The sequence below is a fragment of the Algoriphagus aquimarinus genome, assembly GCF_007997215.1.
Classification (GTDB): domain Bacteria; phylum Bacteroidota; class Bacteroidia; order Cytophagales; family Cyclobacteriaceae; genus Algoriphagus; species Algoriphagus aquimarinus_A.
This window is the reverse complement of the sequence record NZ_VORW01000015.1, coordinates 1-24,279: the sequence shown is the minus strand read 5'-3', so window position 1 is coordinate 24,279 and position 24,279 is coordinate 1. Positions and strand designations below refer to the sequence as shown.

Annotated in this window: 20 protein-coding genes; 19 read left to right on the top strand and 1 reads right to left on the bottom strand. The window is 38.6% G+C overall.

Annotation, left to right across the window (positions count from 1 at the left end; translation table 11 throughout):
• The first annotated feature begins 131 nt into the window (after window positions 1–131).
• The 7 genes from ESV85_RS16725 (at window position 132) to ESV85_RS22665 (ending at window position 5,215) form a co-directional block, all read left to right on the top strand.
• Window positions 132–347, top strand: coding sequence for a hypothetical protein (locus tag ESV85_RS16725; RefSeq protein ID WP_146919608.1), 216 nt, complete (start codon window positions 132–134; stop codon window positions 345–347).
• Between the two features lie 188 nt (window positions 348–535).
• Complete coding sequence (locus ESV85_RS16720) at window positions 536–922, top strand: plasmid mobilization protein (RefSeq protein ID WP_146919606.1); 387 nt, start codon at window positions 536–538, stop codon at window positions 920–922.
• Window positions 923–2,128, top strand: coding sequence for a relaxase/mobilization nuclease domain-containing protein (locus tag ESV85_RS16715; protein ID WP_146919604.1), 1,206 nt, complete (start codon window positions 923–925; stop codon window positions 2,126–2,128).
• A gap of 9 nt (window positions 2,129–2,137) precedes the next feature.
• Window positions 2,138–4,117, top strand: a complete 1,980-nt coding sequence (gene mobC, locus ESV85_RS16710) for a conjugal transfer protein MobC (RefSeq protein ID WP_146919602.1) — start codon at window positions 2,138–2,140, stop codon at window positions 4,115–4,117.
• Window positions 4,118–4,185: 68 nt separating this feature from the next.
• Complete coding sequence (locus ESV85_RS16705; protein ID WP_146919600.1) at window positions 4,186–4,452, top strand: hypothetical protein; 267 nt, start codon at window positions 4,186–4,188, stop codon at window positions 4,450–4,452.
• A 189-nt stretch (window positions 4,453–4,641) separates the two neighbouring features.
• Window positions 4,642–4,872 (top strand): hypothetical protein, encoded by a 231-nt coding sequence (locus ESV85_RS16700; RefSeq protein WP_223276028.1) that lies wholly within the window; start codon window positions 4,642–4,644, stop codon window positions 4,870–4,872.
• Window positions 4,873–5,083: 211 nt separating this feature from the next.
• The gene (locus tag ESV85_RS22665; RefSeq protein WP_262713339.1) at window positions 5,084–5,215 is read left to right on the top strand and encodes a hypothetical protein; all 132 of its coding nucleotides are present in this window, start codon (window positions 5,084–5,086) and stop codon (window positions 5,213–5,215) included.
• Window positions 5,216–5,242: 27 nt separating this feature from the next.
• Here ESV85_RS22665 and ESV85_RS16695 read toward each other — a convergent pair whose 3' ends face one another.
• Window positions 5,243–5,509, bottom strand: a complete 267-nt coding sequence (locus tag ESV85_RS16695; RefSeq protein ID WP_223276027.1) for a M48 family metallopeptidase — start codon at window positions 5,507–5,509, stop codon at window positions 5,243–5,245.
• 135 nt (window positions 5,510–5,644) lie between these two features.
• Here ESV85_RS16695 and ESV85_RS16690 point away from each other — a divergent pair, with 135 nt between their 5' ends.
• The 12 genes from ESV85_RS16690 to ESV85_RS16640 all read left to right on the top strand — a co-directional run bounded on the left by ESV85_RS16690 (window position 5,645) and on the right by ESV85_RS16640 (window position 23,922).
• The gene (locus ESV85_RS16690; protein WP_146919598.1) at window positions 5,645–5,845 is read left to right on the top strand and encodes a hypothetical protein; all 201 of its coding nucleotides are present in this window, start codon (window positions 5,645–5,647) and stop codon (window positions 5,843–5,845) included.
• A gap of 936 nt (window positions 5,846–6,781) precedes the next feature.
• Complete coding sequence (locus tag ESV85_RS16685; protein WP_146919596.1) at window positions 6,782–9,151, top strand: class I SAM-dependent DNA methyltransferase; 2,370 nt, start codon at window positions 6,782–6,784, stop codon at window positions 9,149–9,151.
• A gap of 4 nt (window positions 9,152–9,155) precedes the next feature.
• A complete protein-coding gene (locus ESV85_RS16680; protein WP_146919594.1) occupies window positions 9,156–10,217 on the top strand; it encodes a YhcG family protein in 1,062 nt (353 codons plus the stop codon).
• A complete protein-coding gene (locus tag ESV85_RS16675) occupies window positions 10,210–11,514 on the top strand; it encodes a restriction endonuclease subunit S (RefSeq protein WP_146919592.1) in 1,305 nt (434 codons plus the stop codon). The genes ESV85_RS16680 and ESV85_RS16675 overlap by 8 nt, the downstream gene beginning before the upstream one ends.
• Entirely contained in the window at window positions 11,511–12,821 is a 1,311-nt protein-coding gene (locus ESV85_RS16670) for a hypothetical protein (protein WP_146919590.1), read from the top strand. Before ESV85_RS16675 ends, ESV85_RS16670 begins: the two co-directional genes overlap by 4 nt.
• 44 nt (window positions 12,822–12,865) lie before the next feature.
• Window positions 12,866–14,419 (top strand): Fic family protein, encoded by a 1,554-nt coding sequence (locus ESV85_RS16665; protein WP_146919588.1) that lies wholly within the window; start codon window positions 12,866–12,868, stop codon window positions 14,417–14,419.
• Window positions 14,406–17,486 (top strand): type I restriction endonuclease subunit R, encoded by a 3,081-nt coding sequence (locus ESV85_RS16660; RefSeq protein WP_146919586.1) that lies wholly within the window; start codon window positions 14,406–14,408, stop codon window positions 17,484–17,486. Before ESV85_RS16665 ends, ESV85_RS16660 begins: the two co-directional genes overlap by 14 nt.
• A 188-nt stretch (window positions 17,487–17,674) precedes the next feature.
• Entirely contained in the window at window positions 17,675–17,818 is a 144-nt protein-coding gene (locus ESV85_RS22345) for a hypothetical protein (RefSeq protein WP_191322037.1), read from the top strand.
• Between the two features lie 151 nt (window positions 17,819–17,969).
• Entirely contained in the window at window positions 17,970–18,773 is an 804-nt protein-coding gene (locus tag ESV85_RS16655; RefSeq protein ID WP_146919584.1) for a hypothetical protein, read from the top strand.
• Window positions 18,774–18,833: 60 nt separating this feature from the next.
• Window positions 18,834–19,688 (top strand): hypothetical protein, encoded by an 855-nt coding sequence (locus ESV85_RS16650; RefSeq protein WP_146919583.1) that lies wholly within the window; start codon window positions 18,834–18,836, stop codon window positions 19,686–19,688.
• Window positions 19,689–20,191: 503 nt separating this feature from the next.
• Window positions 20,192–22,885: a hypothetical protein gene (locus ESV85_RS16645; RefSeq protein WP_146919581.1), complete on the top strand. Its 2,694-nt coding sequence runs from the start codon at window positions 20,192–20,194 to the stop codon at window positions 22,883–22,885.
• A complete protein-coding gene (locus ESV85_RS16640) occupies window positions 22,882–23,922 on the top strand; it encodes a nucleoid-associated protein (RefSeq protein WP_146919579.1) in 1,041 nt (346 codons plus the stop codon). The genes ESV85_RS16645 and ESV85_RS16640 overlap by 4 nt, the downstream gene beginning before the upstream one ends.
• Window positions 23,923–24,279: the final 357 nt, after the last annotated feature.

The following is a 24,279-nucleotide window of genomic DNA, read 5'->3' as shown; positions in this document are numbered from 1 at the left end:
TATACATTCTTTCTAACCCTATAGTTAGTGTTTTTTATAGCGTTAAATATTCCCTCCCCATTCTGATTTCAGTGTGATCTTTTTATCTCTCGCTGCCACACTTTTGAGCTTCATCAAAAACGAATATCGTTATGAATCTCGACGCTCAGAATCTCAACTTTTCCAGAAATGTTCCGCCTACACTCGAGCAGGTACAGGCTTACTTTAACTCCCTCCAAGTTCCTGCTTCCGAAGCGGAAGTATTCTATTTCTATTATCAGGGAATGGACTGGTTTAATGAATCAGGTACCGCTATCCGTGACTGGATTATGGCTGCAGACGACTGGGTCTGGAATCTGGAAAACTGAGGCTTTTGCCCAGAGTATTAATTTCTTACCTCATCAACTCGACCTTCCACTGAGGGTAAGCTTGGCATTGCGTCTGGCAATGAGCAAGATGTAGGATTGTGCCACAATCCGATCTTGCCCACCGCTGCCGGAGTTGCGGTTTGGGATAAAATTTCTCCGAAGTCGAATTTTATAATCCTGTTCCCTTTATGAAAAAATCAGCTAAGGAAAAGCCCATATGGCTCACGGTAAGACTGACTGACGAGGAAAAGCAAAAGCTCAATTCATTACTTCAAAAAGCTGCCTATTGTCAGACGATAAGTGAACTGGTAAGGGACATGCTTTTCAAAAGAAAATTGACAGTTAATACGAGAAACGAATCCGTTGAAAAGACGCGTGTTGAATTGGGACTGCTCAGAAATGAACTGAATAAAATCGGGGTGAATATCAATCAGATTACGCACTATTTTCATATGCAGGCTGATCCAAAAGAACGTGTCTTTTTTGTGAAGGAAATGCTACCTCATTTTGAGCGTACAAAAGCAAAAATCGATGCGCTACATAGCTTGATTGAAGAGTTGAAAATTCTAAGCTAGTTGGTTGCGAAAATCATTACCGGAAAGACTATCGGAGGGGTGATTCGATACAATGAACAGAAGGTGAAAAACGGACAGGCAAAACTAGTTCAGATGGGAGGGTTTGCAGCTAAAAATCTTACAGTTAATGCAAAGATCCAGTCCTTTGAAAACTTTCAGAAGTTGAATCAAAGGACAAAAACGAACGCCGTCCATATTTCACTTAATTTATCTCCAAGGGATACAGTAGATGAGTTTACCTTTCAAAAGATTGCAGCTGATTACCTGATTGGGATTGGTTTTGGGGAACAGCCATATTTGCTTTATCAGCATTTTGATGCAGCGCATCCCCATGTGCATATAGTGACTACCAATATTTCAAGTTCAGGAAAGCGGATTGAAACGCATAACCTGGGTAGGATCCTTTCAGAACAGACCCGAAAGGAAATTGAGAAGCGATACCATCTTGTAAAAGCGGAAGAGCAGCAGAAACAAAAAGTTAATCTGCTTAAGCCTTTGGAGAAAGCAAGTTATGGAGCCCGGGAAACAAAAGCAGCTATTTCCAATATTGTGTCAGAGGTAATTAGAACCTATCGGTTCACTTCTTTACATGAACTGAATGCGGTTTTGGGCCAATTTAATGTAGGTGCCTGTCGGGGTGAACCGGAGAGTGAAATGTTTAAGAATATGGGGCTGGTCTATTCTGTTCTCGATCCAGAGGGAAAAAGGACAGGGGTGCCGATCAAAGCTAGTTCGATTTATAGTAGACCCACCTTGGCAAATCTTGAATTACAGTTTGTCCGAAACAAGGAAAGTCGTAAGCCATACAGGAATGATGTCCGTGAGGCTGTATTGGTTGCTTTGGGTTCAAGTAAATCCCCAGTAGAACTTACAATCAGACTCAGAAGTAAAGGCATTCGACCGGTATTTAGAATCAATGCTGAGGGTAGATTGTATGGGGTTACTTACGTGGATAATGTTAGCCGCAGCGTGTTTAATGGATCTGCTTTAGATAAATCTCTTTCTGCAAATGCCCTTTCAGCACAATTCTCTAAGGAAGCTCCCAATTTATCTACTGTTAGCCATACAGAAAGTAGTGGTTCCAAGGATGTGGGAGTGGAACTTCCGGATATTGGAATCTCAATTAACAGTCATCAAACAGAAGACCCAACCCCTTACGAATTAAGACAGAAGAAAAAGAGGAAACGAAAGAAGCGACACCTATAAACCAATGCCATGCAGACTGGGGAGAATATTGAAGGACTGAGAAAAATCATCGACCTCACCCGAAAGTTGAGTATAGGGTTGTTGTGCCTGCATTTCTATTATTATTGCTATTACTCGTTTGGTAATTGGGGCTTAACCCATGCCATTGCAGAGAAGCTATTGGTCAATCTACGGAATACAGGATTGTTCAATGAATTTTATGTGTCAAAGGTTTTTGCTCTGGGATTGTTACTGATTTCATTGATCGGGGCTAAAGGTAAAAAGGATGACAAACTCCAACTATCTCAGGTATTATGGCCACTGTTTATTGGATTTCTGGTTTATGGATTGAGTCATTTTACTTATAGACTGCTTTTGTCCGAGGATAGAGCAAGCATTGTTTACATATCCTTAACTAGTCTGGGTTACGCACTTATACTGATGGGAGGCTCCTTGCTAAGTAGGTTGTTAAAAAACCGTTTGAACCAGGAGGTTTTTAATTATTTAAATGAGACTTTCCCACAGGAGGAGCGGTATCTGGGGAATGAATACTCAATCAATCTCCCGGCTAAATACAAACTGAAAAATAAGATCCGTAACTCATGGATTAATATCATCAATCCATTCAGGGCTTTATTGGTAGCAGGTACACCAGGCTCGGGTAAAAGTTATTTTGTGATCCGCCATGTAATCACCCAGCATATCCGAAAGGGCTTTTCCATGTTTGTCTATGACTTTAAGTACGATGATCTATCACGCATAGCATACAATACGCTTCAGAATAATTTTTCAGGTTATCGTATAAAGCCTGAATTCTATACGATCAATTTTGATCGACTGTCACATACCCATCGCTGCAATCCTTTGGAACCAGATACGATGCTGGATATTACTGATGCCTCTGAAGCTGCCCGTACCATTATGTTAGGACTTAACCGAGAGTGGATACGCAAGCAGGGGGATTTTTTTGTAGAGAGTCCGATCAACTTTTTGACTGCCATCATCTGGTTTTTGAAGAAACATAGGCGGGGCAAATACTGCACACTTCCGCATGTGATTGAATTAATGCAGGTAGACTATGAAAAGCTTTTTACAGTGCTGCGTACCGAACCGGAAATAGAAGTGTTGATCAATCCCTTTGTTTCTGCGCTGGTCAAAAAAGCTTTTGACCAACTCGAGGGTCAGGTGGCCAGTGCCAAGATCACCATGGCTAGGCTGTCTTCTCCACAACTTTATTATGTGCTTTCTCACAGTGAATTTACTCTTGATCTGAATAATCCTGAGGCACCTAAAATTATCTGCATGGGAAACAACCCACAAAAGCAGCAGGTCTATGGGGCAGTCTTATCACTTTATATTTCCAGAATCGTTAAACTGGTCAATCAAAAAGGTAAACTGAAATCCAGTCTGGTGTTTGATGAGTTTCCAACAATCTATTTCAATGGCATCGACAACCTCATCGCGACTGCACGATCCAACAAGGTCGCCACTTGCTTAGGGGTGCAGGATTACAGCCAGTTAAAAAAGGATTACGGTAGGGAACAGGCAGAGGTCATCATGAATACGGTGGGAAATTTCATCAGTGGTCAGGTATTGGGGGATACGGCTAAGCAACTTTCCGAACGATTTGGGAGGATCATTCAGAGTCGGGAGAGTATTTCCATCAACAGTTCAGAAACTTCGCTGAGCAAATCAACTCAGCTGGACCAGGCTGTTCCTGCTTCTACTATCTCAGCACTTTCCTCCGGTGAATTTGTGGGAATGGTGGCGGATACACCAGACCAGAAGATTGATCTGAAAGCATTTCATGCGGAAATAATCAATGATCATTCAGCGCTTAAATTGGAGGAGGAAAGTTACAAGCCCATACCCAAAGTAAGGGATATCTCACAGGAGGATGTGGAGGAGAACTACCGGAGGATTAAGCGTGAGGTGGAAGAGATTATCCGAATGGAAATGGAAAGGGTATTGGATACACCCGAGTTGGGGCATTTGATTATTAGGGGGTAATTGATTTGACTAATTATTATTTTTTCCGATATTAAGGAGGCATTATAACTTCCTTAACGCATTTGGATATGACCATACCTACTTTTCAGGATATTATCCGGCTCAATGAATATGACTGGGATCGGGCTTATGCAGTGCTGAATTATCATCTTGATAAAGGGAATGTCAAAAAAGAAATTTTGCCTGGAGATCAGGTCATCTATCATAATCCGACCAGAGTAGAGGGAAACAGTTTGACCCATGACAAGATATTTCCACCACTACCTGTTACTAAAGTAGTGATGCGTCCGCGTAGGAACCGAATTAATCGTGATGATACATTAGGAGGGGAGTAAGTTGCTATGAGCTATAGCATAATGATTTTTAGATTTTACGCTTTATAAAAATTAATAGTTGAATCGATAACAAGTATTACAATGAAGAAGTCACTCACAATTTTATGTTTAGCGGCCATATTTTTTTCCTGCTCTTCAGGACCTGAGGAAGCTGTAAAGAATTTCACTTAAAACTTAACTAAAGGGAAGGTGGAAGAAGCTAAAAAGTATGCAACCGAGTCCACCTGTGCTATGCTGGATATGGCCAGTAGTATGGGTATTGTTCCGGTAGATCCTGATTTTAAATTTGAGATGCTAAATGATTCTATAGTAGGGAATAAAGCTTGGATTACCATTGCCAACCCCAATGGAAGATCTGAAGTGATGGAGGTTGTTAAAATAGACGGGGACTGGCTGGTGAATATGAAAGCTAAATTCTAGTTTATTTTGTGTAGTGATGTTGCTGCTTCTGGTGGGGGTATCTTATTTTAATTATTCATAACTAAACGGTTTCGATATGGGTTTTTTTGGGTATAATGTTATAAAGAAACGTAGGCAAGAAATGGAAGATTATATAAGTCAAAGACTGCCTGAATTGTCAATATTTAGTCTTTCTGAGATTAAACAGATATATCTTAATTCGGACGTTCCTATGGAAGATCTAATGGATGTTATAGAGATATTATATGAGTCTGAAATTAGCTTCTCTGAGAAAGTAACTCTCCTTAAGGAGAACCCCTATGGCATGGAGGTTTTGGTTTTGATAGCTACATTGGAGCGTTAATTCTGAGCTTAGTATATGCTCCGAAAGTTATTTGTTAAGCAATCCCTTCTGCACTAGAGAATGCTCCAGCCTTTCCTTCCAATCCGGCATGATGGTTTCTTGTAGTGCATAAAAAGCACGTGTATGATTATGGTGGACTAAATGACACAGTTCATGAATAATTACGTATTCAATGCTTCCTTTTGGAGCTTTGATTAATGTAGGATTTAAAATCACCTTTCCTTTCGGTGTGCAGCTTACCCAACGGATGATGGTAGCTGATATATGGTCTTCTTTGAATGAGGGTACTGCCAAGCTTATTAACTTTATCTCCTAGGTTATACCCTAGTTTATCTACTAGTACTAGGGTTTAAAACCCAGATACCTGTTTTTCGCGATCCTTCTCTTTTTAGGATTACCTCTTTTTTCATTTTACTCAATTGATAATCAATGCCTTTAATAGTAATTCCCAACACAACAGCAAGTTCTTCCCGGGTTAGAGATGGTGCCTCTTTGATGAGAATAATTATTTTTTCTCTAGCAACAGCAGATGAACTTTTCCCCGAACTTTTTACAGAGCGTTTTAAAACCTTGATAAATATACCTTCTGTTTTAAACTATGGTTCAGGTAGACCAGCATCCTTCATCTGATCTTTGAATCTGCCTACGCTGGATCCACTTATTCGATCTTACGTATGCGGACAAACAAACCGAAAATTAAAGGATTTCTACTATTACTTTTTGTGCCGAATCGGCAGATGAAAAGTAGAGTAGGAGCAAGCTGGTCAAAGCCGTGCAGGGGCTATCCCAACATTTGTCCGATATCTTGACAGCGGGTTTTTCCGAAGCCTATCAGTGGAATATGAGGCAGTTTTAACGTTTCAGGATTACGGGCAATTCTCTACGCACCGCGTAGAGAATTCATAATCAGCTACACAGTGGGTTCACAATCTTAGCTGGACAAATATCCTGTTGATTATGAAGATCGATGATCCTAAATAAAAGTATTACCTGAGTGAAGCATCTTTACAAAATTGGAGTATCGTGCTAGTGCAGATGCCTATCTCTCTATTACATGGGAAGTATGCATAACGAAATGGTCTAGTCCTTCGACACTGCGCCAACTTTGCGTCGACATTGATTCCACTTTTTATCACTGTGCTGGCGAAGAAAAGTGAACCGAAAGCCGAGCTAAACTGAAAGATGTTGAAGGTTTGCTTTTCCATATTCATACTTCTTCAGAAGAAAGTAGTCGGGTAGGAACCAGAATGACTACAGATTATTCCAACACTTGAGAAGCTATATGTAGTGCGGAAAACTTTTCTGTATCAAGTCCAATAAATCCCAAATCTTCATAAAATACCTTTTCTTAGGGTTGAACTTTTATATCTTTAATTCTTAATCCTTTTCGGATATTTTAAGTCTCATGCGGGCATAGGTTTTTTTAGCTTGCAGAAAATTTCTAATGAATCACCAAACTATCATTCATGAAGAAAGCAAAAGGCTATCTAATTGGAGGTTAGAGAATGTCCTGACTTCTGGACAGGTAAATAAGAACCAGAATTAACAAGTAGTAGAAAGTAAAATATGAACCAAACCGTACACAATAGATTAATTTCCTTCATCTGGTCCATTGCAGACGATTGCCTGAGAGACGTGTATGTCAGAGGTAAATACCGCGATGTCATTCTGCCAATGGTGGTGTTGCGCAGACTGGATGCCTTACTAGAGCCTACCAAAGATGCCGTGATGGAAGAGCTTGCCTTTCAGCGGGATGAAGCGGGTTTTACGGAATGGGACGAGTCTGGATTGAGAGATGCCAGTGGCTTTGTATTCTACAATACCAGTGAATGGACGCTGCAAAGATTATATGACACCGCAACCAACAGTCAGCAAATCTTACAAGCCAACTTCGAGGACTACCTCAATGGCTTTAGCCCAAACGTCGTAGATATCATTGTGAAGTTTAAGCTGAAAAGCCAAATCCGGCACATGGCTTCAAAAGACATTTTGTTGGACGTACTGGAAAAATTCACTTCTCCGCATATCAACCTTACGCCCTTTGAAAAGGAGGATCCTAACGGTAGAAAACTACCGCCTCTTTCCAATTTGGGAATGGGGTATGTGTTTGAAGAGCTGATTCGGAAATTCAACGAAGAGAACAATGAAGAAGCTGGGGAGCACTTTACACCTCGTGAGGTAATCGACCTCATGACCCACATAGTTTTTGATCCCATCAAAGACCAATTGCCTCCGGTGATGACCATTTACGATCCGGCCTGCGGTTCGGGAGGGATGCTGACCGAATCCCAAAACTTTATCAAGGATGAAGAAGGGGCTATCCGTGCGATGGGTGATGTGTATCTGTACGGTAAGGAAATCAATGATGAGACCTATGCGATTTGTAAGTCTGACATGATGATCAAGGGCAACAACCCCGAAAACATCCGTGTGGGTTCTACACTTTCCACCGATGAATTTTCTGGACATACCTTTGATTTTATGCTTTCCAATCCTCCTTATGGGAAGTCATGGGCCAGTGAAGTGAAAAATATTAAAGATGGTAGCGCTATCATTGATTCCCGTTTTTTAGTTAATCTCAAAGATTACAGGGGCAATACCGAGGAAGTAGATGCCACACCACGTAGTTCTGACGGCCAATTGCTCTTCCTGATGGAGATGGTCAATAAAATGAAACCTACGCGCCAAAGTCCTCTGGGTTCCCGCATTGCTTCAGTACATAATGGCTCTAGTTTGTTTACCGGTGATGCAGGAGGAGGGGAAAGCAATATCCGTAGGCATATCATTGAAAACGATTGGTTGGACTGCATCATTCAGTTACCCAACAACCTTTTTTACAATACGGGTATTACCACCTATATCTGGATATTGCATAACAATAAGGCAGAACATCGAAAAGGAAAAGTTATCCTTATTGACGCTTCTCAGCGTTTTGCCAAGCTGCGTAAAAACCTGGGCAATAAGAACTGCGAGCTCACAGCCAATCACATTGCAGAGATTCAAAAAGCCTATACCGACTTTGAAACTATTGAGCGACAAGGAGATGATGGAATCGCTGCCAAGGTTTTTGACAACTCCGATTTCGGCTATTATAAAGTAACCATTGACCGACCGGCAAGACTGAAAGCACAGTTTTCTGCCGAACGCATTGCAGACTTACGCTTTGATAAAACCCTCAAAGAACCGATGCAGTGGGCCTATGAAACCCATGGTGAAAAGGTGTATGCTGACTTAAAGTCCATTGAAAAAGAACTCTTGGATTGGTGTGAGAAAAACGACCTGGACTTAAACGCCAAAAAGCGTAAATCACTTACATCAGCTGCCATCTGGAAAAAGCAAAGAGACCTGTTGGAAACTGCGCAACAATTATTGGCAGCCATAGGCACGGAGGAATACAGTGATTACAATGTCTTCTCCAAAATGGTGGACGATGAACTACTTGCCCTGAGCAAGGTTGAAGGGAAGGCAGGCAAAAGCAAACTGACGGCCTCCGAGAAGAATGCCATTTTACAAGCGGTAAGCTGGTATGACGAGACAGCCGAAAAGGTCATAAAGAAATCGCAAAAGCTGAGTGGGGACAAGCTCGACCAACTCCTGCATCACTTGGACTGTACTGTAAATCAACTGCCGGATTATGGTTACTATCCAAGCGGAAGACCAAACGAATACATCATATACGAAAACCAAACTGATCTGCGTGACAGCGAAAGTGTGCCTTTGGCAGAAAGCATCCACGAGTATTTCTTACGGGAAGTAAAACCCCATGTGGATGAAGCATGGATAGATCTGGACAAAACCAAAATCGGCTACGAAATCAGCTTTAACAAGTACTTCTACCAGCACAAACCTTTGCGAAGCATTGAGGAAGTAAGTGCGGAAATTTTGGTATTAGAACAGGAAAATGAAGGGTTGATCATGGAAATTTTAGGATTGTAAGCCAATGGAAATACAAAGTAACCAAGAATATCAGGATTGGCTGAAAGCCTTAAAAGCGAAAGTGCATGTGGCTCGTGTAAAAGCTGCTTTGGCAGCCAACAAAGAGTTAATCCACTTTTATTTCGACCTGGGTAGAATGATCAGCGAGCAGCAGATGAAGGCGGCTTGGGGGGATAAGTTACTAGGGCAACTATCAAAAGATTTGGGTAGTGCATTTCCGGAAATGAAAGGATTTTCGGTAACCAACCTGAAATATTGCAGGCAGTTTTACCAGTTTTATCATTCAGAGATCAGTCAACAGACCGTTGACCAATTGCTGGTGCTGGATTTTGGTCAACACATTGTTGACCAATTGCCCTGGGGACATAACGTGCTCATCTTCACCAAATCAAAAAGTATAGCGGAAGCCATTTTCTATCAACAACAAACGCTTCACAACAATTGGAGTAGGGAAACTTTGGGGTTGCAGTTAAAAACAAACCTGTACGAGCGTAATGGTAAAATCATCAGCAACTTCGAACATACACTGCCCAAATCCACAGCTGATTTAGCTCAGCAAAGCCTGAAAGACCCTTATGTATTTGACTTTGTTGCCTTGGCCGAGACCTATAACGAACGAGACATAGAAACCCAATTGGTTCAACACATTTCCAAATTCCTGCTGGAGCTGGGCAAGGGCTTTGCCTACATAGGCAGGCAGCACCACTTACAGATTGCTGACAAAGACTACTACATAGACCTGCTTTTTTACCATGTAGTACTAAAAGCCTACGTAGTGATTGAACTTAAAAATACCGCCTTTATCCCCGAATATGCCGGTAAACTCAACTTTTATCTTTCGGCAGTAGATAGTTTGCTAAAAGGGGATGACGACAAACCCACGATTGGTATTTTGCTTTGCAGGGATAAAAACAACATTGAAGCTGAGTTTGCCCTGCGCGACATTAATAAGCCAATGGGTGTTAGTGAATTTCAACTGACAGAAGTGTTGCCGGAAAATTTAAAATCCAGCCTGCCTACTATTGAAGAAATAGAACAAACCCTAAAGCAGAACAGCAATGAATAAAACAACTTTTCAAAAACACTCTGCTTATAAAGATTCTGGAGTGGAATGGTTGGGAGAGATTCCGGAGCATTGGAAGCTTCATTCTGGGTTGAGGTTTATCTCAGAAAATAAGTCAAAGAATACAGGAATGGTTAGAAACACTGTTTTATCTTTGAGCTATGGGAAGATCAGAGTAAAGCAAGAAGAGGAACTAACTGGACTTGTTCCTGAATCATTTGAGACTTACCAACTTGTAAATAAAGGGGATCTAATATTTCGCCCAACAGATTTGCAGAATGATAAAGTCAGTTTGCGAAGTGCATACTCGGATTATAATGGCATTATTACAAATGCTTACTTAAATCTAAAATTCAGACAGATAGCTGATTCAAGGTTTTACCACTACTTTTTTAGAGCCATAGATAATAATAAAATAATTTATGGATTAGGTTCTGGATTAAGACAGAATATAAGTTACTTAGATTTTCGAAGGTTTATATTCCCTTTCCCACCCAAAGAAGAACAAACCGCCATAGCTGCCTTCCTAGACGATAAAACCACCAAAATAGACAAAGCCATTGCCCAAAAAGAGCAGCTTATAGCCCTGCTTAAAGAACGCAAGCAAATCATCATTCAAAATGCGGTAACCAAAGGGTTAGATCCACATGTAAGGCTCAAAGAGTCTGGGGTGGAATGGATTGGGCAGATTCCGGAGCATTGGGAGGTGACTCAAATTCGAAAAATTGCCTCTACAACAAGTGGAAGTACTCCACAAAGTGGAAATGTAAGTAAATACTATAATGGTCATATCCCTTGGGTAAGGACAACTGATTTAAACAACGGTGAATTATTCAGTACGCCAGTTAAAATAACAGATGCTGCAATTAGGGATACAGCATGTAAATTAATGCCCGAAAATACCGTATGCGTTGCAATGTACGGTGGACCAGGAACGATAGGAAAGCATTCTATTTTAAGATTATCAGGCACTATAAACCAAGCTTTGTGCGGTATATTACCTTCAAAAAGACTAAATCATGACTTCCTTTATTTTTATGTAAAATTTTATAGACCACATTGGATGTTTGTTGCCAAAGGTTCGCGTGTCGATCCCAATATAAGCCAAGACGAAGTGGGAAAAATGTTTATTCCTTTATTACCAGTAGCAGAACAGATATCAATAGTTCAACACATCAAAACCCAATCTACCAAAATCGATCAAGCCATTTCCTTACAACAAATCCAAATCGAAAAGCTTAAAGAATACAAAGCTACATTGATAGACAGTGCGGTGACGGGGAAGATAAAAGTGACATGATGTTTGATGAATCCTTACATAGCATCTCTGATTCAATCCTTGGCTCCTCTAAGTTTAAAAAATTTAAGGGGACTGGTGAGCTGGTGAAAGGTGAAATGACTGAGACAATCTCATTCGAATTGTTATGCTTTTCAACGGGGGCCTTAATTTGTTTTAGTACAGTAAAGTTCTTTTTTGGTCAATTTGAATGGGCTTATTTTACCGGAAAACTTGAGGATGGCCATTCTTGTACGGGGCAAATTGCAAATGACTTTCAGTCAACTAATAATGATGTCATGGCATTTTGTAATTCTTTAACAATCGGGGAAAAAAATTCAGTACAAAAAGTATCCTCAAAATTATCTGGAGTATACTTCCCCTTTTTAATAGATTTTGAATATAAAGGGATGAAAATCCAAATTAAACCTACCAAACATTCTAAATCGACAGCAAGAAGAACCCAAATCTTAATGGGAGCCATTTTAGAAGGTAATGAGGTGGTTATAGAAGGTAACGATATCGTATTAGATGTAGTTAATGATTTTTTAAGGAAGCTATGCATACTCATGAGGCCTTTGAGTTGTTCTCAGGTTTCCTATAGAGCCATTACCGTTAATGACTCCCACTTGGTTTACCTGGATAAATATATTTCAGGTGAATTTTTTGGCGGAGATTATAAAATGCTGGAAAGAAAAAGTGATTACTTACAATACTTTGAACAAGGGCTACAGAAATTGGATACGCTAAGTGAATTTGATTTAGAAAGTATTAATGATATTGGCAACACCTTAGCAATCTCTGCTTCTACTGGACTTTTAGAGTTAAAATTAACAAGTTTGATTGTTTCTTTAGAAAGGCTAGGGAGTGAAATTGCTAAAGAACAAGCCAATGATAAAAATGCATGGAAGGTTCTGAATGGTGAAATGAAAAGCTTAAAGCTGTCTTTGAAAAAAAACTTTAGCGAGTATCTTTTGAAAAACCCTACTGCTTTCAATGAATCTCAAAAGTCAAGTCTCCTTCAAAGTATTCAGAAAATAACGGCCTGGGATGAAATTTTTAAAAGAAAAATCAACAATCATTTTTTGCGAAACAATTGGGATGTTTCTCTCGACTTGACCGAATTAAAAACTATCAGAGATCAATTGATGCATAGCGGTAAATTACCCAATGAAATTTCTCCTGAATATGCTTATGACTTGTCTAAAAAGCTTGAATTGTATCTATTTATCCATGTTTTAGATATTTTAGAGATAGAAGCCTTGGTTCATACAAATTGGAGAGGTTGGCTAAAGTTTAATCATAAATCAAAATATAAACTAGGGGGGTAGTAATTTGGTATGGATTATTTAATCTCAAATTCAAGCATAAGTTAATGCCTAAAGAAACCATCTTCATATCAAGTGTTCAAAAGGAGTTTGCGGAAATCCGGCAAGCTTTAGCCGCCTATGTTAGGGAAGACGATTTGCTGAGGCTGTTTTTTGATGCCTTTTTGTTTGAGGAAGTAGCTGCGACAGGAGATAGCCCAGAAAAAGTATATCTCAAACAAGTCAACAATGCTGATATCTATTTGGGTATTTTGGGTGCAGATTATGGCTTTGAAGACAGTGAGGGTATTTCTCCTACCGAACGGGAATTTGATGCAGCCCAAGAATATAACAAAACTTGTTGGGTATTTATTATGGGGAATCATGGAGTTAAGCGCCACCCGAAGCAACTGACATTCATTGAAAAAGTTGGAGAAAAGGTCTCCAGAAAGCGTTTTGAGACTTTGGCCGATCTCAAAAGGGAAGTCTACCGTTCTGCCATTTTATATCTCAAGCAAACTGGGAAAATAGATACAGATGATTTTGACAGTGGTACCCTGAGCAAAGCCAGTCTGGATGATATTTCGGAAGAAGCTTTGGGGACATTTGTTCGTGAGGCAAGGGCCAAGCGTAATTTTCCGCTTAGAGAAACGGATCCAAAAGAAAAAATCCTTACCCACTTACGCTTGATAAGACAAGGGCAGCTGACCAACAGTGCCATCTTAACTTTCGGGAAAAATCCCCAGTTTTACTTTCCCGCTGCTACTGTCAAGTGTGCCCATTTTCACGGGTTTAAGGTCAGGAAACCTATTCCGGACTACAAGGAATTCGGAGGGACGGTTTTTCAAATGGCAGATGATGCCATCGACTTTGTGCTTTCCAAAATTAGCCTTTCCACAGGCGACAGAAGTAAAGCAAATTTGGTAGATACCACCTATGAAATTCCTCGTGCAGTAATAGCAGAGGGAATTATCAATGCCATTGCACATCGGGATTATTACAGCAAAGGCAGTATCCAGGTTTCTGTTTTTCAAGACCGGATAGAGATCTCCAATCCGGGTTCCTTACCCAGAGAACTGGATATTTCCCAGTTAAAGGAACCACATAGTTCCTATCCTTTTAACCCTACCTTGGCCAATTGCATGTTTTTGACAGGTGCCATCGAGCGCTTTGGTACTGGGATTCCGGAAATGTTTGCGCTTTCCGCTGAGAGAGGACTTAGAGCTCCGGATTTTGAGGATAATAAATCATTTTTGGTCACGGTTTGGCGTCCTTCTGCAAGTACCGCTCATGACACCGGGCAAGTTACCGGGCAAGTTACCGGGCAAGTTACCGGGCAAGTCACTGGGCAAGTCACTGGGCAAGTTCAATTCTTTAATAATTTAACAGAGCCTGAGCGCGTGATTCTAATTTTACAGGGTGAAATGATGCGTGAAGAATTGATGAATAGACTTGATTTAAAGCATCGTGACAATTTTATGGAGAAATACCTAAACCCTGCTATTGCACAAAAATGGGTAGAAAGAACCATTCCTGATAAACCAACAAGTTCTAAACAGAAATACAGATTGAGCAATGAAGGCATAGCATACCAAAAGAAATTACAAAATGAGCCCAAGTAAAACCAACGAAGCCGCACTTGAATCCGCCATAGAAAAGACCTTAACTGGAACCTCCATAGAGGAAATTCGTGAGATGGGCAATACAGTGCAGGAAGCTAGAGCTCTGTATGGTTCTGGTCAAGACTTTTACATCGGTGATTCCAAAGAGTTTAATGCCAAATACGCCTTAGACGAAGCTCGCTTCTGGCACTTTTTAGAAGAAACCCAAAACCAAGAACTCGAAAAACTGCAGCGCTCAGCTGACTGGAAACTTAAAATTCTGGAACGCTACGATCGTATGGTGAAGAAGTATGGTGTTCTCCGTGTCCTACGAAAAGGCTTGGAGGTGGAGGATGCTGTTTTTACTTTTCTCTTTCATGTTCCCAAAGCAGGGGATAGCCAAACGGTAAAAGACAATTTTGAGAAAAATGAGTTTAGCGTAACCCGACAGGTTCATTACAATCTCGACAATCTTCGCGAAGAAATTGACATGGTGGTGTTTGTTAATGGGATAGCCATCGCTACGCTGGAACTCAAAAACGCTTGGACAGGACAAACTGCCAAAGTTCACGGCATCAAACAGTACAAGTACGATAGAGACATTCGGCAGCCTTTGCTACAGTTTGGTCGCTGCATCGTGCATTTTGGGGTGGATACCGATGAAGTGTACATGTGTACCAAACTCACTGGAGGCAATTCCTTTTTCTTACCGTTTAACAAAGGCCATAACGAGGGAAAAGGAAATCCTCCCAATCCATTTGGACATAAATCCAGCTATCTCTGGGAAGAAGTATTTACCAGAAAAAGCTTGGCCAATATCATTCAGCATTTTGTCCGCTTTGATGGAAAAGCCACAGATGCCTTGAGCAAGCGAACCCTGTTTTTTCCGCGTTACCATCAGATGGATGTGGTGCGAAGGATACTCAGGCATGCAGCTCAAAACGGCACCAATCAAACCTATCTGATCCAGCATTCTGCAGGCTCAGGCAAGTCCAATTCCATTACCTGGGCAGCGTATCAGCTCATAGAAACCTATCCTGAACGGGAAGACTTGCCCGGTTCCAAAGGCAGGCAAACCCCTTTGTTTGATTCCATCATCGTAGTAACCGATAGAAGATTATTGGACAAGCAACTTCGGGAGAATATCAAGGAATTTTCAGAAGTCAAAAACATTGTTGCCCCAGCTTATTCATCCAGAGACTTAAAAGACAGTCTGGAGCAAGGTAAAAAGATCATCATCACCACCATTCAGAAATTCCCCTTCATCGTGGATGGTATTGCTGATCTCAGCGACAAGCGTTTTGCTGTAATCATAGATGAAGCACATAGTTCACAGAGCGGAACGGCTGGTGGTACAATGAACCAGGCAATGGGCGTAGGGCAAAATGAGGAAACTCAGGACTCCGCTCAAGACAGAGAGGAGGAAGATGCTCAGGACAAAATCTTAAAAGCCATGCAAGCCCGCAAGATGAAGGGCAATGCATCGTATTTGGCTTTTACGGCAACACCCAAAAACGCTACACTCGAACGCTTTGGTGCCAAACAGGAAGACGGTTCTTTTGAACCTTTCCATCTATACTCCATGAAACAGGCCATTGAAGAGGGTTTTATTCTGGATGTACTGGCAAACTATACGACTTACAAAAGCTACTATGAAATAAAAAAATCCATCGAAGACAATCCCAAATTCGAAACCTCCAAGGCACAGAAAAAGCTCCGTGCCTACGTAGAGCGGGATAAGCGTACCATTGCCACCAAGGCAGAGATAATGATGGAGCACTTTATCAGCAAAGTATATAATACCAAAAAGCTAAAAGGGAAAGCCAAGGGCATGGTGGTTACCCAAAATATTGAATCGGCCATTCGTTATTTTATGGCCATCAAACGCATTTTGGCAGACAAAGGAAACCCATTTAAAATAGCCGTTTCATTTTCCGGAAAGAAAATCGTAGATGGTGTGGAATACGCAGAAGCAGATTTAAATGGCTTTGTAGAAAAAGATACCCGGGATCAGTTCGATTCAGACGAGTATCGCCTGTTAGTCGTGGCCAATAAATACCTGACCGGTTTTGACCAGCCTAAGTTATGTACCATGTATGTGGATAAGAAACTACAGGGCGTTTTGGCTGTCCAGGCATTGAGCAGGTTGAATCGTGCTGCTGATAAACTGGGTAAGAAAACAGAAGACTTGTTTATCCTGGACTTCTTTAACCAGGTGGATGAGATCAAGACTTCCTTTGATCCATTCTATACTTCCACCTCACTGAGTGGCGCAACGGACATCAATGTGCTGCACGAGTTGAAGGGCAACTTGGATGTAGCTGCGGTGTATGAGTGGTCAGAGGTGGAGACCTTCGTGGAAAAATACTTTGCAGGAGTGGATGCACAGCAGCTCAGTCCGCTGGTAGATGTTGCCGCCGACCGTTTTAATCAGGAGCTGCAACTGGAAGATGAAGAAAAAGCGGACTTCAAAATCAAGGCCAAGCAGTTTGTGAAAATTTATGGTCAGATGGCTTCGATTATGGAGTATGAAGTGTTGGATTGGGAAAAGCTCTTCTGGTTTTTAAAATTCCTTGTTCCAAAATTGAATGTCAAAACCAAAGAAGATGAATTGATAGATGAATTGTTGGAATCAGTGGATTTGTCCACGTATGGATTGGAGCGTACCAAACTTAATTACAGCATTGACCTGGACGACTCCTCAACAGAATTGGATCCCCAAAATCCAAATCCAAGAGGTACCCATGGGGGAGAGGAAGAAAAGGATCAATTGGATGAAATCATCAAAACCTTCAATGAAAGATGGTTTCATGGCTGGGAGGCTACCCCGGAAGACCAGCGTGTAAAGTTTATCCAAGTGTCCAGAAAGCTGATCGAGCATCCGGATATTGAAGAAAAGTATTTTAATAATCCCGATAGCCATACGAGAGAACTGGCACTTCATCATATGCTTAAAGAAGTGTTGAATAAGCAGCGAAGACAGGAGCTAGAGCTATACAAGCTGACAGCCAAGGACGAATCATTTTATCAGGCATTTTTTGATACCATGAAGCGAATGATAGATAACCCTGGGATGACAAAGACCTAGGATGATTTATCAAGGTGTTTTCTCGCTTGAGAACCGTGTTTGTAATAGGACGGCTTTTGACTAGTTGATTGGATTTTTTTGGTCATTGAAAACTATCCCGACATTTTGTGTCTAAGTTGTTGCTTAGCAAGAGGTTCTACCATTTTTTAGGTTAGCTTCCCTACATGTTAAATCAAAACCACACAAACATGGAAACTAAAAACGGAATCAAACCGGGACCAAAGAGAATTGCAGATTCAACTGGAAAACCAGATAGGCGGCAACGGGATAATAAGGATACTCCGGGTAATACACAATCACTAAAGCCGCATAAGCATAAGACCGGAAAGTGAATAAAATTCTTAAACAATCAAACGTGTTTGAGTATTGATAGGAATATGATAACAGCTAACAAAGTATCTATCTGTTTAATAGTTAAGAGGTTTTCTGAACATAGAGCAAAAGCTAGAGCCTTTGATCTCCAATCTTTTGCCGTACAAATCTTTGTGGAAGGGGGGAAGGATGAGCGGTAAAATGGGGATCTGCAATATATGTGGTGATTATAAAGAATTAAGCAAGGAACACGTCCCTCCTAAAAGTGCATTTAATAAAGGTAGATGGACACAATATCTCTATACTGACGATCAATGGGCTGAGAATCCTCTTATTCTTCCCAGTACTAAGAGGATTTACCAAGGAGGCGTAACATTCTCAACAATATGTGGAAAATGTAATAATAATACAGGAGGGTGGTATGCAGGTTCATTCTCGGACTGGTGTCATTATAGCATGGACATTTTAAAAAGAGCTAAAGGGAAAACCTCTCTTTATATCCCAAATGAATTATACCCTCTAAAGATTTCTAAACAGATAATAACGATGTTTTTTGCAATAAATGATTCTGACTTCAGAAAGAGGCATCCAAAGTTGGTTAAGTTTGTTTTGGATAAAAGAAGTAATCCTTTGCCAGATGAATATAAAATTTGGGCCTATTTCAAAATAGATGAGAACTTAAGATACATCTCTGAATCATACATTGGTAATCTCAAAAAAGGTCCAAAACCAATAATGATCACAGAAATCGCATTTCCGCCATTTGGATTTTTACTTACAAGTCCAGTCGATAAAGAAGATATTGATCATAGATTGACCAATATAACTCATTTTAGTTATTTCAAATTTGAAGAAAAAAGACATTTTGATTTGCGGCTTCCAACATTACCTACTGTTATTAACATTGCAGGCGATTTTAGGTCAAAGTCAGAAATTGAAGAAGCTATTAGAAGTAGTAATGCATCAAGAGTTTGAGATGATTTATAAAAATAAGCAAATTTTTCTTAGTGTCTTTAAAACTAACCATAATATACCTTGAGCTTAAACATTCATGAACTTCAAATTATTTTTAGCAACAGAGAACTAGCTGCTATAATTTGGATATTTTTAAGTATCCTAGGCCTTCAATTTAATAGGAAAACTCGAATTTTATCTGGTAATGTGGTAAAAGCCTTCTTCGCTTCCCGTATTCTGTTTGTCATCTTTTTAGCACTTCTGTATTCCAGTCTTATTGTTTTTCTACTGCATCAACTTAATTTTTGGGATTTTTCACTTTTAAAAGACTCTATATATTGGTTTATAGGCTCGGCAGTTTTAATTATAATCAGTCTTACCAAAGCAAATAAAGAAAGAGACTTCTTCAAAAACCTTCTTCGTGAGAGTTTGAAATTAGTTTTGATCCTAGAGTTCGTTGTGAATCTTCATCAATTTGGATTGATGACTGAACTACTACTCCTACCCATTATTTTATTTCTTATGATGATCCAAGTAGTTGCTGGCAGGGAAGAGAAAACACAGAAAGTAAAGTCATTAATTGACTGGGTTTTGGTTATTTTCGGATTTGCCATGCTTGGAATTTCAATTCAACACATATTGGCTGATTTTAGAGGTTTTGCTACCATTCCAAACCTCGGATCCTTTCTTCTGCCTATCATCTTATCAATAAGCTTTATTCCGTTTGCTTACTGCGGTGCGTTTTACATGAACCTTGAGCTATTATTTATTCGGCTGAGTATCTTTGTTTCAAACAAGAAAAATCTAAGGTATGCTAAGTGGCAAACTTTCTTAAAGAGTAAACTTAGTTTAAAAAAACTAAAAGAGATTTCTCCGAGAATTAACTCCCTTTACCATGGATCGACGAGGGAGGATATTAGAAATATAATCACGTAACTCAGTTGCATTCCATCCATCGATCTCCCACAAGCCTACCAATTCTTTGGCTATTCAGCCTAAAATCTTGAAATTTCCTCCAATATTCATGAAAAATACCCTATACAGGGTATGTTTTCCTTCATTTTATTCCTTTTCTTGCTTAAGTCTTTTATTCTTGAAAGCTACCAGTTACCACAGCCGATAGCACTCTCCATGTGGAGTGGGAAGGGGTGAGGTAGAAAAGCCAACTTTTATCACCCTTTCTGGGCTTAAACCCGGAAAACCTCTCAATCCAGTGGAAGCACTAGCTTGAATAATACAACTCACAATCGCCTCCTCTTCAATGAGGAGGATATGGAAAATTCAATTCAGTCCGAATTATAATTTAGCTACTCCCAAAGGGAGAAGAATGGAGATAAAAAAATGTAAATCTAATTGCTGTTAACTTAATAGAATTTTTTGGTGCCATATAAAGAAGATTGGTAAAACTATCAAAGTAAATAAATTTTTTATAAAAAAATATGAGTGGTAACGCTGGAATAAGAGGATATATCATTCAAACAATAATTTCTGTTTTGGATGCTTTAGAAACTGATAATAATTGGCTTTCTGTAACCGTAGAGCCATTAAATGAATCAGAGAAGGTTGATATTCTGTGGAAATATCTTGATAACAAAGCAAAAGTTACCCAAGTAAAATCTTCTGAAAATATTATCGGACTTGCTGCTGCGAAAAGATGGTGTGAAGAGCTAGAAATTAATTCACCTGGAATAGAAGAATATGAATTGGTGTTGGTAGGTAATCCAGCAGCTAACTTGTTAAAGAAAAAAGAGATTGGAAAGGTAAAGATTGGCGAATTTAAATCACTAAACATTCAAACCCTTATTGATCAAGCCTCTACAAAAATTGACTTCTATTATGAAAAAAAAGGAAAGTCAAAAATATCTCCAAATGTTAGAGAGATAATAGTTCAGGTTTTAACTATTCATTTTGCAACAAGCTCAGTTGTCGGTACTGAAATAAAAAGAGCAGATTTTGATTCAAAATTGTTAGAATGGATAACCGCAATTGAAAACCAAATGGAAGAAAATCCTTTCATTTCTTTAGCACCACCTCTAGAGAATCAGAATATTCCTTTCAATCAAAGAATCGCAAAGAAGATCTTAGGGTTAATAGGCTGGAACCAATTCGGAGAGAATCATAAAGTTGAGGTTTTTAATGAATATACCTCTGAAAATGATGTTCACAAAGTAGAGTTTGTTGGAAGCCTGGAAAGTAAATTGAAAGATAATACAGGTGATTTTATAATGGTTTCTTCAATTCATGACCTTATATATCCAAACACATCAAAAGCAGAAATTGTAAAGTACATCCGGGATGCTGAATTGGTTTTAGGTGATTTCAAGCAAAAAAATTCCCTTCCACTTAAATTATATCAACACACTGAATATTACAGCGTACTGTTTTGGTTGACCACAGAATCCAGCGAAATTTCAAGCAATTTCATTCATCACGCAAAGGATAATTATAGGAGGAATTTATTAAATGAAAATCTGAATTATTTCCTTATTGATAATAACAAAGCGAATTTTATCATAAGTAGCATAGCAACAGCTAAAAACTATCGTGAGAATGTTCCTGTTAGATTCCTTTATCCAATTACAGAAGCAAACCAAAGTCCCAATAAAATTGGCCAGCGAGGCTTAAAACTACCCGTACAATATGTTAACTCATCAGTTATTCCTATTGCAAAAGAAGATAGGTCAACAATTAGCTTTTTACTATTTTGTTCAGATCCATTTTCTTCGGAATCATTAAAAAAACTCATTTGGCTAACTATTCGTCTGACTAGTGGTTTTGGTAATGAATATCGCTTGTATTTTTCTGATTATGACGAAGAAGTTCATGGGAATGATGCTAAGGAAGTTATTCGCTCTTTTAATGAAGAGCTTCTTGATGAGAAAATAAGAATATTTCGATACATAAATGCAGATGCTAATGCCTTAGATTCTCTTCCAAAAACACAAGTTATAACCAGAAGTAACGAGCAGTATGATGAGTCTATGCAAAAACCACTAGATTCTGATAAGCACATAAATGAAGCATTTCTTAATATTTTACCATATGGCGATTTGCTAAAACCATTCTTGAAAACAGAGGCAATTACTTCTAGTGATTTGATTTACTTCTTAGCGAAGAAAGGGATTTTTGTTAAAAGTTCGGATAAGGTTAAGCTCATCAGTCTGATTTCCACTCTTCTTTTTAGTCCAAATGAACTAGAAGATTTCAAGTCGTATATAAATATTAAGAATAGAAATGTCCATACTAATAACGAGTTTTATAACATTAAACAAAATCAAACTCTTGAATCTGTTTTTAAATCAATTAAGCCAAATCTTGATAACTTAACAGAAGGCTTAAATATTAAAATTGTCAACCATGATAAAATAAAGTTCATCCAAGACTCTGTTAATAAAGATGAATTCAAGATTTCATTGATTACAGAAATTAAAGACCCGACGAGCAGTTTAGCAGTAAATACCAATTGGGGGAAATCAGAAATCGTCGTGAGAAAACAAGATGATAAGCTTATAGTTGTTTCTGAAAATACCATTACGAGGGAAGATAAGTTAATAGCTAATAGAATCGTTAAAGAATTAGCAGGCGAGTTTTTAAGAGTTGATTTTATTGAAGAGAAGAAGATAAAAGTTATGTTTCAAAATTTCAAATCCAATTTAGAAAGAGTTAATTTTCTATTAGGCTTTAGCAATGTTGCATCATCTTCAATTCTAAAAGAACCCGATATCCAATCAATAAAATTTAAGTTTGATGAAAAGACACCTATCCCTGAACTGTACAAAGATAAAGCGGATAAGGATTTAGTAATTAACTACAGTGGGAAAGGTCTAAAAACATTGCAAGAATTGACGGAAGAAAATGCCAAGGGATCAATCTTTTTAGAGGAAATCTCCGTTTTTTATAAATTTGACTACCTTAATGTTAAGAATGGGTTTTATCGAGTAACCTATAGTTTTTCCAATGCATTAAAGAACAAGCAAGGATATGATGGGGTATTTAAATCAGAACCATATCTATCAACAAATCACCATCAAGTCAAATCTTTACAGAGCATTGAAGGTTTAAAAAAGCAACTATCAAAGGAAATTGAAAGATTAAAAATTGAGAAACTAAAACAATTTAATATCATAGAATGATAGATTTTACTAATGTTTATCTTGAGAAAATAGCTATTCATCAAGTCGGTAATAGACTTCGTGGTGAAGAATTAGGGATATTTTCTGGAGTTAGAGATATTGATGATCAAGAAACACTTAATTTTTTGTTGAAATATTTTCTGTCTCCTTTTAATGATAATGAGATTTACAATTTCACACACTCTTCTGAGCTTAACTTAAATGAGGTATACTCCTTTGTAAAAAGGATATTTGCAAATCCTGACACAATTTATGATAGATCAGTTGATATTGCTAAACACCTTTATGAAGTTTCTATTCATCCTAAAGTAAATTCAGGAGAATTATGTATTTGCTATTTTAAAAATTGTTCCTTTGAAGGTGTTTCCACAGATGCTTTAGGTATATTCAAATCAGAAGTTAAAGATGTTTTCTTGAAATTTTATTCCAATAAAAATATTTTTAGTGTAAATCATGAACGAGGAATTGATATAAAAAAACTTGACAAAGGCTGTTTAATTTTTAATATCGAACATTCCAATGGTTATAAAGTTTGTATAGTTGATTCAAATAAATCAAATGATACTCAATATTGGAAGGATAATTTTCTAAATATTAAAGCAGCATCCGATAATTATCACTTTACAAAAGATTTTCTATCAATTGCCAAAAACTTCGTTATTAATCAACTTGGCGTAGAGTTAGAGATTAATAAAGCCGATAAAATTGACTTTCTCAATCGTTCTGTAGATTATTTTAAAAGACGTGAGTCATTCGATAAAAATGAATTTGAAGAAGAGGTTTTTAGAGATAGTAATGTTATTGAGTCATTTCGTAAATTTGATCAAATCTACAGGCAGCAGAACGAAATTGGATTTTCTGACAAGTTTGAAATATCTCCTCAGGCTGTAAAGAAACAATCAAGGGTTTTTAAAAGGATTCTTAGGCTTGATAAGAATTTCGATATCTACATTCACGGAAATAGGGAACTTATAGAACAAGGTATTGACGAAAATGGGAGAAAATTTTATAAAATCTACTACGAAAATGAATTTTAGTCAACTAAGTCTTTATAATTGTAAATTGAAATAAATTCATTCAAATCTGAGAAAAGATATCCAGGTTTTGCCACCCTCTTCCCCTTCTCAGTAATCACAAATCTCTGCTCGGGGCTATTCTTCTGCTTACGATTTATAACGTGAAGTTAAAGATTCAATCTTTTGATTAAATTTTTATTGTATTAGTACATTTTTTTTTAGCAAAAACTGATTATTTATTTATTTTTTATCACTACTGTCCGAGAAACGGTTTAAAATTTAGGGGAAGCTTCGTTTGAGAAGCTTCCCCTTTTCTGTATTTTCAGTTTACCACAACCAATAAATACAGCAGATGAAAAATACACATTTCTTCGGACA